Here is a 14,428-nt window from a genome sequence, read left to right as displayed (position 1 = left end):
GAACGCACGCAACCCCAAGTGGTGAAGTGCGAGTTCGTCTGTGACCTGTCCGGCATGTCAGGACGGCTCTGGCGCGGTGATCCGTGCGGAGATCGCGCCGAGTTCCCGCACTTCGATCCGGACCGTGTCCCCCGGCGCCAGGTAGGGGCGGTGGTCGGACAACTCCTGGATGCAGCCGGTGCCCACGGGACCGCTGGCGAGGATGTCACCGGCTCGCAGCGTGGTGCCGCGCGACGCATGCGCCAGCATCTCGCCGAACGACCAGTGGATCTCGTCCCAGCTACCGCCGCCGTAGTGCTCGTCGTTGACGTATCCGTCCATCCGCAACGCGTAGCCGTTGTGCGAGCGGTAGGGCTCCAGCTCGTCGGGGGTGACGAGGAACGGGCCGAGGCTGGTCGAGGCGTCCTTGCTCTTGGACGGGCCGTACACGAACCCCATCTCGCTCGCGGAGACATCGCGTGCGCTCCAGTCGCAGTAGACCAGGTAGCCGGCCACATACTTCTCCGCCGTGGCGGCGTCGAGGTGGGAACAGTCCCCGGCGATCACCGCGGCGACCTCGACCTCGTAGTCCCACAACCGCGCGCCCGGAGCGATGGGGATCTGGTCGTGCGGTCCCTTGATCGCCGCCGGGTTCGAGAAGAAGAAGAGTGGATACTCGTACCAGACCGGGCTGAGCGTACTGTCGCCGACGGCTGCCTTACCCGCGTTGCTGATGTGACGCTCGAACGCGGCGAAGTTCCGGACCGCCGGGGGTACCGGCATCGGCGCCAGCAGGTGGGCCGTGGCCAGCTCGACGACCTCGGTCGGTTCCCTGGCTGCGGCGGCCTCCAGCCCGCCTTCGGTGCGCAGCAGTTCCAGCAGGTCCCTACCCACGGCGTGGATGGTGTCGTCGCGCACCACGCCGCAGCGTGTGGAGCAGTCCGCGGAGCGGTAGCTGACCCACCTCATCGGGCAAGCACCTCCCGGGTGCGGTCGTGGAGGAACGAGGCACCGGACTCGGCCTCGGCCTTGTCCGTCCCGACAGTCACGACCCGGTCTCCACACCCGAGACGGGTACGGGCGAAGCCGCGTCCGATTCCTTCCGTGCCTCCGGTGATCACGACCGTCCTCATGCGGTCACTGTCCGCGCGAACTTGACGATCTCCTCGACGAACAGCTCCGGCTGCTCCAGAGCGGCGAAGTGGCCGCCCGCGGGGATGTCGTCGTTGAAGTAACGCAGGTCGTGGTAAGCGCGCTCGGCCCAGACGCGCGGGGTACGCGTCAGTTCGTCCGGGAAGACGCTGACACCGACGGGGAGGTCCAGCTCGGTCAGAGTGAGCGGCTGCCGGGCGTACTCCCAGTACAGGCGGGCGGCGGAAGCAGCAGTACCGGTGAACCAGTAAAGGGAGATGTGGTCGAGGATCTCGTCGGAGGTGAGGGCGTCGGGCCGGGTCCAGTCGAGGAACTTCTCGTAGATCCACGCGGCCTGCCCGGCCGGGGAGTCGGTCAGGGCATAGCCGATGGTCTGCGGCCGGGTGCGCTGCACGACGTGATAGCCGGAATGGACGGCGAAGAAACGGCCGCCCTGTTCGAGCGCGGCCTTCTCCTCAGGGGTCGGGTCGTCGCCGACCGGTGGTGCGGCGAGGAACTCGGGGAAGCTGACGTGGACCGCGTGCAGACCCGCCGGGCGCTGCGCCCCCATGCGGGTCGCGACGACACCGCCCCAGTCGCCGCCCTGGGCCAGGTAGGAGTCGTAGCCGAGGCGTTGCATGAGTACGCCGTACGCGCGGGCGATCCGGTCCGGGTCCCAGCCGGTGGAGGTGGGCCGGCCGGAGAAGCCGTAGCCGGGCATCGAGGGGATGACGAGGTGGAAGCCGTGGTCGGTGAGCGGGCCGACGGTCTTGAGGAACTCCAGGAACGAGCCTGGCCACCCATGCAGCAGCAACAGGGGAGTGGCGTCAGGGTGTGGCGAGCGTACGTGCATGAAGTGGATGCCGAGACCGTCGATGGTGGTGCGGAACTGCCCCAACTCGTTGAGCCTGCGCTCGAGCTTGCGCCAGTCGTAGGCGGTGGCCCAGTAGTCCAGCAACTCCATGAGCCGCTCCCGTTGCACTCCCTGGCTGCTGTCCGGCGCTGTCTCCCGGTCGGCAAGGCGTACCCGGTGGAGTCGGTCCCTCAGATCTTGCAGGGCACTGTCCGGAATGTCGATGCGGAACGTCGTCACGCTGTTTGGAGTCACGATCGCCACGGTGCGGCAGCGATGGGTTCGCGGTCCAATGATTGTTCCGGAACGCGTAATACGAAGCGTGTATAACGCCAGCTAGGATAGTTCGGTGACCGATCCCTTCCCCACGCCCGTCGACCTCGACCTGCGGCTGATGCAGTGCTTCACGGTGGTCGCCGAGCACCAGCATTTCGGCCGTGCTGCCGAGGCGCTGCACACCACCCAGCCGTCGCTGAGCCGGCAGATCCGCCGCCTCGAACAGCAAGTGGGCGTCCGCCTACTCGACCGCACTACGCACGGCACCCGGCTCAGCGAGGCCGGTGAGGTCTTCCTGCCCCAGGCCAAGGATCTGCTGCGCGCCGCGGTCGAGGCGATGGCTCGCGCCCGGGCCGCGGCCCAGCCGCACAGCATCACCATCGGCTACACCAAGGGGCTGATCGTCACTCCGGCCGTGCGCGCCCTGCGCGAGCGCAATCCCGATGCCGAGGTCCACACCCGCCTGCTCGCCTGGAACGACTCGCGCGGCGCATTGCTGGAGCACCGCGTCGATGCGGTGGTGACGCGCCTGCCGTTCCCCACCGACCAGCTACGCCTCACCGTCCTCTACGACGAACCGCGCGTGCTGGTCGTGCCGCGGGACCATCGTCTGGCCGACAAGGAGTCAGTCACCCTCGACGACATCGCCGATGAGCCGATCCCCCACGTACGCCAGTCCGACGCTCTGCTGAACGCCTACTGGCGGCTCGATCCCCGCCCCGACGGACGGCCCGCGCCCGACGGTCCCCTGGTCGAAGCCCTGGAAGACAAACACGAACTCATCGCCGCCGGGCAGGCCGTGGCCATCGGACCGCCCCTCGACTACGCGACCGGCCTGCACCCCAGCCTCACCACCGTCCCGTTGCATGGGGTCGAACCCAGCCAGGTCGTGCTCGCCACCCGCACCGGCGACCGCGGCCGTCTGGTCACCGCTTTCCGCAAGCACGCCGAAACTCTGCTCACCGGAACCCACCGGGCTGGACCGACACGCATGACGTGATCCGCGAGGGCTCCGCCCGCAGGGCGATCAACTAGCGGCCATGCGGGGCGCGTTCGTCTTCACCCAGCGGGGACGGGGCCCCTGACGATGCCAACCAGCGCACACAGCAACGGACTCGGCCCTCCCCCACGGGCCCGTCCAAGCCGGCCCCCCGGCCGCTACCGCGCCTCCTGGATGCGGATGTGGTTGCCGGCCGGGTCCCGGAAGGCGCAGTCCCGGGCGCCGTACGGCTGTTCCATCGGCTCCTGGACGACGTCGGCACCGCTCGCCTGCACCTTCGCGAACGTGCCGTCGAGGTCGTCCGTGGCGAGAAGAATCCACCCGTAGGTGCCCTTCGCCATCATCTCCTCGATGGTGCGCCGCTCGTCCTCGGTGACGGTCGGGTCGGCGGTGGGCGGCGCCAGCAGGATGCACGTGTCGGGCTGACCGGCCGGACCGACGGTGATCCAGCGCATCCTCCCCTCCCCGAAGTCGCTCCGGACCTCGAAGCCGAGGGCGTCGCGGAAGAAGGCGAGGGACGCCTCGGGATCGACGTGCGGGAGAGCGCTGGTGTGGATGGTGAGGTTCATACGCGGCACGCTAGGGCACCCCGACGACGGGCGCTTCTCGATTCCTGACCGGTCTGGTCACCTGCTTCGCCAGGCACGGCGGCACCCCGTCCGAGCCGCCCACCGCCTGCTTCCGGTAGACGCTCGGCGGCATGCCGACCAACTCGGTGAAGCGCGTGCTGAACGTCCCCAACGACTGGCAGCCGACCTCGAAGCACACCTCGGTGACGGAGAGATCCCCGCGCCGCAACAACGCCATGGCCCGCTCGACCCGCCGCGTCATCAGATACGCGTACGGAGGCTCCCCGTAGGCCAGACGAAACCGCCGACTGAGGTGCCCCGCCGACATGTCCACCCCCCGCGCCAGCGCCTCGACGTCCAACGGCCGCGCATACTCCCGATCGATCCGATCCCGCACCCGCCGCAACCGAACGAGCTCACTCAGACTCGGCGCCGGTCTGCTGCTCATGGGTGGGATGGTGCCATGCTCCGCCGGGGACGCCCAACGCCGTCGCTGCGTCGCGGCCTTGCGAAGGCCGGCGCACCGGAGCGGGACGGCACGACGGCCGGAGCGGCTGCCCCCGACCACAGGCGGTTTGCGGCCGACCGCCGCCGAGCGCGCCCGGGGGTCGACCCTCGCCCCGGGCGGCCCGAGCCGGTCTTTCACGCCCCGAGGAACTCCCGATACCACTCCACGGTGTCCCGCACCGTGTTCTCGAGCCCGAGGGCCTGGAGGCCGAACGCGTCCCGGATCGCCGAAGAGTCCATGATCTGCGGCTCCGTGTGTTGGTAGAAGAGTTCGGCGTAGGAGTCCATGAACGTTTCGTCGAAGGGGCCGAACGGGCGCGGCTCTGTTGTGACGGTGAGGTTCAGGGGCTTGCCGACGCGCTCTTCGAGCAGCGCGAAGATCTCGCGCGTGGTGCGCGCGGGGGCGGTGGGCAGGTGCCAGACGCGGCCGTCGCCTTCGGGGTGTTCGCCGAGGGTGGCGAGGCCCGCGCCGACGTCGCGGATGTCGGTGTAGCTGTGGGGCAGGTCGATGTCGCCGAGGCCGAAGACGTCCGTGCCGGTGAGTGCGCCGGGGAAGACGCCGCCGCCGAGCGTGGAGTTGAGGACCCTCGGGCCGACGAAGTCGGCCGAGCGCCCCAGTACGACGCGTGCCCGCCCGTCGCGGTGCGCGGCCAGGTACCGCTCGTCGAGGGCGGCGCGCATCCGGCCCTTGGCGGTCGTCGCGCGCCAGGGGGTGTCCTCGGTCATGACCTCGCCGTGCGTCTCTCCGTACGGGTAGAGCGTGTCGAGGACGACGAGGCGGGCGCCCTCCGCCTCGACCGCGCCCAGCACGGCGTCCTGGATGCCCGGCATCGCCTCGACCTGGAGGTGGTAGGCCACGTTGACGCAGTGGTAGACGACGGCCGCGCCCTCGATCGCCGCCCTCGCCCCCTCGACTGTGGCGACGTCGCCCTTGAGGCGGCGCACGCCCTCGGGAGCCGGGCCCTCTCCCGAGCGATCGACGAGGCGGACCTCGTGGCCGCGCAGGGCGAGCTCCTCGGCGAGCGTCGTACCGGCGGGCCCGGAACCCAGGACCACGTGCAGATCACGGACGGTGGTCACCGCCGAGTTGTTTGTTTCTCCATCCATGGTTAGAACTTATAACGCTCCTGAGCGCTTATCGCAAGCGAGTGAGCCGCTATGCTTGCCGAGGCCCGTGGGGGAGCGCCCACCACACGACGGAGGAGGTCGGATGACCGCGCCCGCTGGACCGCGCGCCCGCTACCGGGAACAGGTCCGAGAGGAGATCCGGGCAGTCGCCCTGCGCCAACTCGCGGAGAGCGGCGTGCAGGGCATCGCGCTGAACGCCATCGCGCGCCGGATCGGGATGTCGGGGCCCGCCCTCTACCGCTACTTCGCCAGCCGCGACGAACTCCTCCACCACCTGGTCCGCTCCGCCTACGACGACATCGGCCGCGCGATCAACGCCGTACCGCGGCAAGAGGACGCCCGCGCCACTCTCCTCGCCCTCGGCCGGGCCTACCTGGCGTGGGCCGTCGGGGAACCGCACCGCTACCTGCTCATCCAGGGGCCGCCGGCGCCCGGGTACGCCTCCCCCGCCGACACCGTCGAGCGCGCCCGCACGGCGATGGGCCCGTTCGTCGCCGTCTTCGCCGAGGGCAAGCCGACCGCTCAAGTGCAGCCCGTCGCCGACGAGATGAGGGCGTGGATGCGCACCGACGCCGCGGCGGTCGAATGGCTGCGCGCCCACGCGGACGTCGACCCGCAGGAGTCCCGCGCAGCCGGTGCCCTCGCCGGCACCGTACTGGCCTGGTCCCAGCTCCACGGCACCGTCAGCCTGGAGGTCACGGGCCAGTACACCGGCATGGGCCAGCGCGCTTCGACCCTGCTCGACAGCCAGCTCCGCACGCTCGCCGACGCCTTCCTGCTCCCCTGAACTCCGGGACGCGGCCGGTCAGATGACGCGGAAGAGGTCGGCGGCGGCGTGGACGTCGGTGAGGTCCTCGATCGAGCGGAGGTTGTCGCAGAGGGCGTCGAGGACCGAGCCGGCCTCGGCGGCGCGCGGAGCGCCGACGGCCACGCCGAAGACCCGGAACCCCAGCGTGCGCTTGGCCTCGTTCCAGCCGCGCATCCACGCCTCCGTGACGTCGCACTCGTCGTCCGTGAGCATCACGAGGTCGCCGCGGGCGCGCGCGGCGTCGTCGAACTCCTCGGCCAGCAGGTCGGCTGCGGCGGTGAGCGGCGTCTGGTAGCTGGTGCCGCCGCCGAGGAAGGTCTCGGCGAAGTCGAGCGTCCTGGCGAGGCCGGCGGAGCCGTCGGCGGGGAAGCGGAAGACGCGGAGCTTGTCGGCGGAGGAGAACAGGATGCCGACGAACTCCCGCTCGGCGCGGCGGGCCTGGTCCAGCAGCGTCAGAGCGCACGCCTTGGCCCACGCCTCCCTCGTGACCCCGCCCGGCCCCTCGACGAGCATCGAGTGCGAGGTGTCGACGCAGGCGACGACGGCGCCCCGTCCTGTGGCCTGCTCCCCCTGGCTGTCGTAGAGCATCAGTTCCCCGGCGGCGTAGCGCGCGGCGAAGACCGCACGCAGCTCGGGCAGGCCGAGGTTGGCCAGCTCGGAGGGGACGACGCGGGAGAGGTCGTCGCCGAGCGTGACGCCGACCAGCTCCCCCGTGGCGTTCTCCACCCTGCGGGCGCGTTCGCCGCTCGCCATCTGCCGGAAGCGGCCGATCAGTTCGGCCCACTCCGCGAGACGGCCGGTACGCAGCCGCTCCGCGAGCCGGGCACGCTCGTCGAACGGCATCCGCTCCAGCTCGCCGGGGCCGACGCCCCAGGCCCGCATCAGTGCGGCCTCCTCCCGCACCGCCTCGGCGGCCCGCGCCGCCGCCGTGCGCGCGGTGGCGCGCACGCCGGGCTCAGCCGCCCCGAGCGCCTGCCCGGCCGCCTGCGCGGCTTGCGCTCCGGCGGCCTCGGCGGCCTCGGCCGCCTCAACCGTCCGCCGCACCGCGTCGGCGGCCCGGGGCGGGACCGCGCCGTCCGCGTCGGCCTCGTCGACGGCTGCCTGGAGCGCTTCACCCACCGCAGCCGCCGCCTCCGCGGCCGCCTGCCGGGCCGCTCTCGCCTGCTCGGCCGGTGCCCGCGCGTCCCGGAGGCGCTCCAGCATCCGGCGGAGCGCGGGGGCCTGGGCGAGGACGGCCATGGCGGCGACGTAGGGGTCTCCTGCTGTCTCCCTGCGCAGCTCGGCGAAGCCGGGCGACTCCCGCAGCGCGTCGACGACTCGGTGGTTGACGAGCCGTGCGGAGTCCATCTCCGCGGGGTCGCGCAACCGCGGGGCGGCCTCGTGGACGGCGTAGGCGGCCTGGAAGACGTCGGCGAGGAGGTCGCGGGCGTGCTCGTGGTGCCGGCCCAACTCGTCCGCCAGGTCGCGCAGCCCGGCCGACTGCTCGTACGTGTCGCGCCACGTGAGCCGGTCGAACCGGTCGGCGACCACGGCCGCCGTGTGCCGCTCGTCGGGCGCGCCGGAGAGGCCCACCCACTTGCCGGCGCCGCTCGCCAACTCGTCGAGTCCGCCCGCTTCCCCGGTGCTCACAGCCGGCCCTGCACCATGCTCGCGTCCACGCCGAGGGCCTCGGTGAGGAGGCGGGCGCGCACGGCGCGCTGCCGCCCGGCGGCCCGGTCGATGGCGGCAGTGGAGCGGCCGGCCCCCGCCGCCTCCTCGCGTAGCTGCTCCAGCCGGTTTCCCGCTCTGGCGAGCTTGCTGTGGGCCTCCCTGATGACCCACTCGCTCAGCGCCTCGCGGGACTGCCCCGCCATGGCGTCGAGTTGGGCCTCCAGCTCCTCGACGGTGCCGGCAAGGGCGAGCGCCTCCTTGGCGTCCGGGTTGACGAGCTGCAGCACCTCGCGCTCGACGGTCCGGCGCTCGGACGGGGAGTCCCACAGCACGTGCGTCAGCACCGACAGGTCCGTCTCGCCGACCGCCTGGCGCCCGTCGAGGTACGCCGACGCCTGGAGCAGCCCCACCGCCTGCCGCCACCGGCGGTCGGAGGCGACGAGTTCCCTGCGGCGCAGGGCGGCCCGCAGCGTGCACACCGCGTCGACGACGGCATCAGGGACCTCCACGGCCGGGACGGCCACGGTGACGGCGTGCTCCAGCGCGGCCAGCTCGACCGTGGTCCGCTTCGGCGGTTCCGGGCGGCTGACGGCGGAACGCACCAGCGCGGCGAAGTTGGAGGGGTCCTCCAGGTACCCGACCTCGATCCGTACGAGGAGCCGGTCGTAGATGGCGGCGGAGTCCTCCCCGCTCGGCAGCTCGTTGCTCGCCGTGATCGCCCCTATCAGGGGGCAGCGGATCGGCTCGCCGCCGTTCTCGGGGTGGTAGAGGCGCTCGTTGAGGTAGCCCAGGGTCTCGTTGAGCGCGGCCGCCGAGCACTTGAAGATCTCGTCTATGAACGCGACGTGCGCGGTGGTGGCGCGGCCGTCGAAGATCTGGCGGTACTCGCCCCGGGTGAGCGCCGCGACGTCGACGGGGCCGAACATCTTCGTCGGAGCCGTGAATTTCGAGAGGAGGATCTCCCAGTAGGCAGCCCCCTCGATCCTGCCCGTGAGCTCCCTGGCCATCTCGGACTTGGCCGTGCCGGGCGGGCCCAGTACGAACGAGTGCTGCCCGGCGAGCAGCGTCGCCACGAGCGTCCGCAGTACGTCGGCCCGTTCGTAGAACCGGTCCGACAGTTCGTCGGTGATCGCTCGCAGCCTCTCGGCCGTGTCCTGCGCGTCCTGCGCCCCCATGCCCAACTCCTCGCCCGCCGGGCCCCGTCGGGCCGGCGAGTGTGCGACGTTCCGCGAGTCCCCGGACCTGCGGGGTCCCGCCTGTGCCCGGCGGGTTCCGCCTCTTCCCGGACGATTGTCGCCGAGTGGCGCAACTTCCGGGTTCCTGGCCCGACTTGCCGTCGTTCCACCGGAGAGGCGGCATCGTAGACGGGAACTGGTTCGTGCACACTCCGGGCTTGAAGTACGGACAGAGCTTGCGCTGCGACGCGCAGGACGACACGGCCGAGCCCCGTGTCCGGAACGGCAGAAGCTCCGGAAGCGCCGGGAGGCGGCGGGCCTCCCGGCCGAGCCCTCAGGAGCCGCTGCCCCCGGCCGAGCCGGGCCGCGTCGTGAACGGCAGCACGAGCCGGGAGGGGTGCGCGGCGTCGCGGTAGATCTTGTGGGTCACCGGGCGGCCGACCGGCAGGTGGAAGGCGTCCGGCGGCAGCAGGGCGTTGTGCGCGTCGGCCAGCGGCTCGTCGTTGGACAGCTCCGCCACCAGACGGTGCCCCTGCCGGAACGTCGCCGCGAACGGGTAGAGCCGCAGCACGTACTCCTCGATCTTCCCGGCCTCCACCGGCACCGCGCGGGTGTGCGGGTGGTACGGGTCGCCCTCGGTGGAGCGCTCCTCGTCGAGTTCGCGGTGGGACGCCTTGAGGTAGCCGGTGGTGAGCAACTGGCGGTCGCCGCCTGGGGCTTGGTCGAAGAGGCGCAGGATGAAGTTGGTGTCGTCCTGGTCGATCTCCGCGAAGAGGTGTGCCGCGCCGGTGCCGATGAGCTCGGTGGGCTCCTCGAACGGTTCGGTGCTCCAGCTCAGCACCTCCACCTTGTCGGTGACGGTGAGCGGCGCCTGGTAGAAGCCGTCGGGCGCCGCGTGCTCGGCGCCCAGGTGCTCGGGCTCGAAGGAGAGCCCGCCCCGCGGGCGGAGGTGGAGCGACGTGTACGCGATCTCCTTCGGCGGCCACTGCGCCGCGGTGACCACCTCGCGCGAACCCTCCACGAAGACGCTGACGGCCGGCTCGTCCATGACGCCGTTGTCGACGCCCTTGAGCCAGTACTCGTACCAGCGGAACATCTTGTCGTGCTCCTCCACCCAGGGGCGCGACTGCATCGGCGGATAGGAGCCGATGTCCAGCTTCTTGGGCCCCTTCAGGACGTCGAAGAGCTCGATGTGGCCGTCGACGGTCCAGCCGCGTCCCTGGTCGATCTGGAGGTAGACCGGGATGTCGATGTTCCGGGCGAGCGTGATCGGGTTGCGCTCCTCGTACCAGTCGCCGTCGAGGGGGTTCATCACGATGTCGAACCAGAACTCGCGGTTCTTCGGGTACTTCAGTACGTGCACGAGGTTCGGCCAGGCCGCCACGTCCGGGTCCCGCAACCGCTCCTCGACGAGCTTCTCCAGCTCCTCCGGCGAAAAGGCCTCCTGCATACGGGACTTGACGCGGGCGTGTGCGATGCCGGAGTCGCCACCGCGGCCCTCGCGCGCCGCGCGCGGCATGAACCACATGACGCCGCCGTGGTAGGTGGTCTCGTAGAAGTCGTAGTGACCGCCGCTGACGAAGATCGCCTTGAGGTGCGGCGGCCGCTCGGCGGCGGCGAGCACCTGCATCGAGCCGAAGTACGAGATGCCGATCATGCCGACGTTGCCGTCGCACCACGGCTGGGCCGCCACCCACTCGACGAGGTCGTAGAGGTCCTGCCCCTGGGAGACCCCGCCCGAGTTGTAGTTGCCGATCATGACGCCGCCGGAGTCGCCGGTGCCGCGCACGTCGCCGATGACGTGGACGTAGCCCTCCCGCACGACGCGCGCGATGTCGCCGGCCTCGATGCAGCCGTCCCACATCGGACTGGGTCTGCGCTGCGGCGGGGTGGTGAGTGCGAGGGCCTGCAACTCCTTGCCGTAGGCGCTCATCGCGAGCAGCGCGGGTCGCGGCGCCTCGTCCGCGCCGTGGTAGGCGTCCGCGGCGAGTTCGACGCCGTCCCGCATCGGCACCCGGAGATCCTTGCGGACGGAGATCGGCTCTCGGCCGGCCAGGATCGAATGGGGGTCAGTCATGAGTACGACGCTCCTGTGTCACGCGTGCTGGTGGTGCTGAGCGCGGTAGCCGTGCATCGAGGTGAAGAACGGCGAAGGCTCCAGCGTGGGGTCGCCGGTGTAGCCGAGCTCCTCGGCGACGGAGGCGAACGGTGCGTACGGCGAATCGGTCTCCCGCGGGCCGGCTCCCAGGCACCGCCGGGCCGCCGCCGCGACGCGGCTCTCGATGTCGAGGCTCCGGGTGAGTGCCTCCTCGGCCTGCGCCGCGTCGAGCTCGACGCCGTACGCGGTGCCGTCGGCGCGGCGGTAGGGGTGCCCCAAGTACAGGTGCCGCGGCCGGAGTTCGTCCCGGAGGTACGCGAGACTCGCGCGGTAGGCCGCCGGGTCGGTGTAGCCGGGGAAACCGTTGGCGGCCCCGTGCACCTGCACGGCGTCGCCGACGAAGACCGCGTCCCGGCCGTCGACGGCGTAGGCGACCGAGCCGGGCGTGTGGCCCGGCACCGAGTGCACCGACACGGTGACGTCCCCGCCGAGCGAGAGCGTCTCGCCGCCCTCGACGACGCGTCCGGGTTCCATCTCGCCGGAGACGACGGCGTCCGCGGCCGCCGCCACCTTCGCCTCTCCCCCGGGGTCGCCGAGGTACCGGCCGCGTCCGGCGAGGTACTCCTCGACGTGGGCCCGACGTGAGCGGAGCATCGGGGCGTCGGCCTTGTGGATCACCACCCGGGCACGTCGGCCGGTGAGCTCCCACAGCGCGTGGGCCCCGCCGACGTGGTCGATGTGACCGTGCGTCAGCAGGATCCAGCGCACGTCCTCGATACGGCGCCCGATCGCCTCCAGCGCGGGAGCCATCCCCTCGGCGGGCGAGGAGGCGATACCGGTGTCGACGACGGCCGGCTCGGATGCGTCGACGAAGAAGCTGTAGAGACCGAACCGGCCCCAGGGTGAGAAGAGGGGGTGGACGGCGACTGCCTGCGTCATGGCTCTCTTTCCGCGCGCTGCGCTCGTGGTCGGGTTCGGCAGGGTCAGCGCCGGCGGAGGAAGTCCCGCGTCTCGGTGAAGACCTGGTGGAACTCGGGAATCCGGGAGAAGTTCTGGACGAACCCGTGGTTCGCGCCCTCGTACCGGCTCACGGTCGCCTCCACGCCGGCCTCCCGCAGCCGCCGGCCGTAGAGCTCGCCCTCGTCGCGCATCGGGTCGTACTCCGCGGTGACGACGAGGGCCGGCGGCAGCCCGCTGAGGTCGGCCCGCTTGATCGGCGAGACGCGGGGGTCGGCGGGGTCGGCGCCGCTGCCGGTGTAGAAGGCGTTGAACGGCTTCAGGCCCGCCGTCTCCAGGCCGTAGCCCACGGCGTTCTCCCGCAGCGAGGGATAGCGGTCGGCGTCGAAGTCGAGGTCGAGCGACGGGTAGTAGAGGACCTGGTGGGTGATCCGGTCGAAGCCGTCGTCGTGTGCCCTGGCCGCGACCGCGGCGACGAGGTTGCCACCTGAGCTGTCGCCGGCGAGCGCGAGGGTCTTCCCGTCCCAGGCCAGGCTCTCTCCCTCCGCCGCGGCCCACCGCACGACCGCGTGGCAGTCGTCGAGTCCTGCGGGGAAGGCGGACTCCGGCGCCAGGCGGAAGCCGACGGAGACGACCTTGAGCCCGGTCTCCCGGGCGAGCGAGCGCGCGACGTGGTCGTGCGTCTCCAGGCTGCCGAGGAAGAAGGCGCCGCCGTGGAAGTAGACGAGCAGGCCGTAGGCGTCGGCCTCGACCGGCGTGTAGATCCTCACCGGTATCCCGCCCGAGGCCGTACGCGCCACCGTGTCGTCGACCGCGTGGAGCGGCAGGCGCTCCGCGAAGGGAGCTACCTGCTGCTCTTCCGCGGCGCGCAGCACGGCCGGGGCGAGCGGTCCTTCGGGTGGCTGCAGGTTCGCGACGAAGTCGGCGATCTCGGGGTGCAGCGGCATTGTCCTACTCCTTCGGCGCGGCGGCTGCGGGCTTCTGCCCGGGGAACGCATCGTTGATTTCGTCCTCGCTCCACCCCTGCCGCGAGATGCGCTGCAGCTCGTCGGTCGCGGGCTTGCGGGTGGCCTGGTACCGGGCGAGCCCTTCCGGCAGCGAGGCGGCTTCCCGCAGCGCGTCGGCGAGCGCACCGGCGTCCTCGATCGCCGAGTTCGCGCCCTGGCCCTGGTGGTGCAGCATCGAGTGGGCCGCGTCGCCGAGGAGGACGACGGAGTCCGAGTGCCAGGTGTCGACCGGCTCGATGTCGTAGACCGCGCGGATGCTGACGGTGTCCATGTCGAGGTCGCGCGTGATGCGTACGAGGCGCTCGTCGAAGCCGTCCACCGTCGCCAGAAGGTCGTCCTTGGTGACCTGAGGAGTCCAAGTGCCGTCCGGGCACAGGGCTGTGATGTCGAACGAGACCTGGTTCCGGTGGCGCAGCGGCAGCAGGTAGACCTTGGTGCCCCTGCCGATGTACATCCGGAGGTCGTCGTCGACGACCATTCCCTGCGCGGCCTCGATCGGGATGACGGCGCGGTAGGCGTGCTCGCCCGAGAAGACCGGGCCCCGACCGTCGAAGAGCTCCCTGCGGACGACCGACTTGATGCCGTCGGCACCGATGACCAGGTCGGCCTCGACGGTGCTGCCGTCCGCGAAGGCGGCGACGGCGCTGCCGCCCCTGTCCTCGACGGCCTCCAGCTTGCGGCCGAGGTGCACCATGCCCTCGGGGAGCACGCCCAGCAGGGCTTCGATGAAGTCCCCGCGGTGGATCAGGTGGGTGCGCGTCTGAGCGCCGTCCGCCGGCCAGGGCTCCTTCATGAGCGGTTCGCCGGTGGCCGTCAGGATCTCGAAGTACTCGCTCGGCGAGCTGACCTTCGCGATCGCGTCGAGGATCCCCCACTCCCGGAACCGGTTGATCGTGGAGGGCCGCAGACCGATACCGGCGCCGACCTCCCGTATCCGGTTCGCCTGCTCGTAGACGTCGACGTCCGCGCCGAGAAGGCTCAGGGCCTTGGCCGCCGCCGCGCCGCCGTAACCGGCACCGACTACGGCGATCTTCAGGTTCTTCAGGTCCGAGGGGTGCATCGTGGTTCTCTCTTACTTGTGGACGGTGAGGAAGTCGGCCGGGTTGTCGACGAAGATCGTCTTGAGCGCTGCCTCGTCGAGGCCCGCGGCGCGGAGGTCCGGAAGGAGCTCGTCGAAGAGGTAGTTGACGCTGTGCCCCCTGACGCCCGGCCAGCCGAGCGGGCTGCAGTTGGCGTCGGCCGAGGCGAGGACCTGCTTCAGCCGGCCGTCGCCGACGAACCGCAGGAAGT

Annotated in this window: 14 protein-coding genes; 2 read left to right on the top strand and 12 right to left on the bottom strand. The window is 71.4% G+C overall.

The window, feature by feature from the left end; translation table 11 throughout:
- Window positions 1-57: 57 nt before the first annotated feature.
- Together UWG_RS0126300 and UWG_RS0126290 are read right to left on the bottom strand one after the other, a co-directional pair.
- The gene (locus tag UWG_RS0126300) at window positions 58-948 is read right to left on the bottom strand and encodes a fumarylacetoacetate hydrolase family protein (RefSeq protein WP_016910179.1); all 891 of its coding nucleotides are present in this window, start codon (window positions 946-948) and stop codon (window positions 58-60) included.
- 160 nt (window positions 949-1,108) lie between these two features.
- Entirely contained in the window at window positions 1,109-2,227 is a 1,119-nt protein-coding gene (locus UWG_RS0126290; RefSeq protein WP_029391787.1) for an epoxide hydrolase family protein, read from the bottom strand.
- An 85-nt stretch (window positions 2,228-2,312) separates the two neighbouring features.
- Between UWG_RS0126290 and UWG_RS0126285 the strand changes: the two genes are divergently transcribed.
- Window positions 2,313-3,239: a LysR family transcriptional regulator gene (locus UWG_RS0126285; protein WP_016910176.1), complete on the top strand. Its 927-nt coding sequence runs from the start codon at window positions 2,313-2,315 to the stop codon at window positions 3,237-3,239.
- 158 nt (window positions 3,240-3,397) lie between these two features.
- On the opposite strand, the gene UWG_RS0126280 is transcribed toward UWG_RS0126285, so the two are convergent.
- From UWG_RS0126280 to UWG_RS0126270, 3 genes are all read right to left on the bottom strand, one after another.
- A complete protein-coding gene (locus UWG_RS0126280) occupies window positions 3,398-3,808 on the bottom strand; it encodes a VOC family protein (protein ID WP_016910175.1) in 411 nt (136 codons plus the stop codon).
- Between the two features lie 10 nt (window positions 3,809-3,818).
- Window positions 3,819-4,256: a helix-turn-helix transcriptional regulator gene (locus tag UWG_RS0126275; protein ID WP_016910174.1), complete on the bottom strand. Its 438-nt coding sequence runs from the start codon at window positions 4,254-4,256 to the stop codon at window positions 3,819-3,821.
- A 194-nt stretch (window positions 4,257-4,450) separates the two neighbouring features.
- On the bottom strand, window positions 4,451-5,422 hold the full coding sequence (locus UWG_RS0126270; protein WP_050988653.1) for an NAD-dependent epimerase/dehydratase family protein: 972 nt from the start codon (window positions 5,420-5,422) through the stop codon (window positions 4,451-4,453).
- 103 nt (window positions 5,423-5,525) lie between these two features.
- On the opposite strand from UWG_RS0126270, the gene UWG_RS0126265 reads away from it, so the two are divergent.
- On the top strand, window positions 5,526-6,230 hold the full coding sequence (locus UWG_RS0126265; protein ID WP_016910172.1) for a TetR/AcrR family transcriptional regulator: 705 nt from the start codon (window positions 5,526-5,528) through the stop codon (window positions 6,228-6,230).
- Between the two features lie 18 nt (window positions 6,231-6,248).
- Here UWG_RS0126265 and UWG_RS0126260 read toward each other — a convergent pair whose 3' ends face one another.
- The 7 genes from UWG_RS0126260 to UWG_RS31125 all read right to left on the bottom strand — a co-directional run.
- A complete protein-coding gene (locus UWG_RS0126260; RefSeq protein ID WP_016910171.1) occupies window positions 6,249-7,880 on the bottom strand; it encodes a VWA domain-containing protein in 1,632 nt (543 codons plus the stop codon).
- Window positions 7,877-9,076 (bottom strand): AAA family ATPase, encoded by a 1,200-nt coding sequence (locus tag UWG_RS0126255; protein WP_016910170.1) that lies wholly within the window; start codon window positions 9,074-9,076, stop codon window positions 7,877-7,879. Before UWG_RS0126255 ends, UWG_RS0126260 begins: the two co-directional genes overlap by 4 nt.
- 334 nt (window positions 9,077-9,410) lie before the next feature.
- Window positions 9,411-11,153, bottom strand: coding sequence for a CocE/NonD family hydrolase (locus tag UWG_RS0126250; RefSeq protein ID WP_016910169.1), 1,743 nt, complete (start codon window positions 11,151-11,153; stop codon window positions 9,411-9,413).
- An 18-nt stretch (window positions 11,154-11,171) separates the two neighbouring features.
- The gene (locus tag UWG_RS0126245) at window positions 11,172-12,113 is read right to left on the bottom strand and encodes an MBL fold metallo-hydrolase (RefSeq protein ID WP_016910168.1); all 942 of its coding nucleotides are present in this window, start codon (window positions 12,111-12,113) and stop codon (window positions 11,172-11,174) included.
- A 44-nt stretch (window positions 12,114-12,157) separates the two neighbouring features.
- Window positions 12,158-13,078, bottom strand: a complete 921-nt coding sequence (locus UWG_RS0126240; RefSeq protein ID WP_016910167.1) for an alpha/beta hydrolase — start codon at window positions 13,076-13,078, stop codon at window positions 12,158-12,160.
- 4 nt (window positions 13,079-13,082) lie between these two features.
- A complete protein-coding gene (locus tag UWG_RS0126235) occupies window positions 13,083-14,198 on the bottom strand; it encodes an FAD-dependent oxidoreductase (RefSeq protein WP_016910166.1) in 1,116 nt (371 codons plus the stop codon).
- 12 nt (window positions 14,199-14,210) lie between these two features.
- On the bottom strand, window positions 14,211-14,428 hold a 218-nt coding region (locus UWG_RS31125; RefSeq protein WP_033196390.1), incomplete at its 5' end, for a phosphotriesterase family protein.

It is taken from the genome of Streptomyces xiaopingdaonensis (assembly GCF_000262345.1).
Classification (GTDB): domain Bacteria; phylum Actinomycetota; class Actinomycetes; order Streptomycetales; family Streptomycetaceae; genus Streptomyces; species Streptomyces xiaopingdaonensis.
This window is presented reverse-complemented; position numbering and strand designations above follow the sequence as displayed.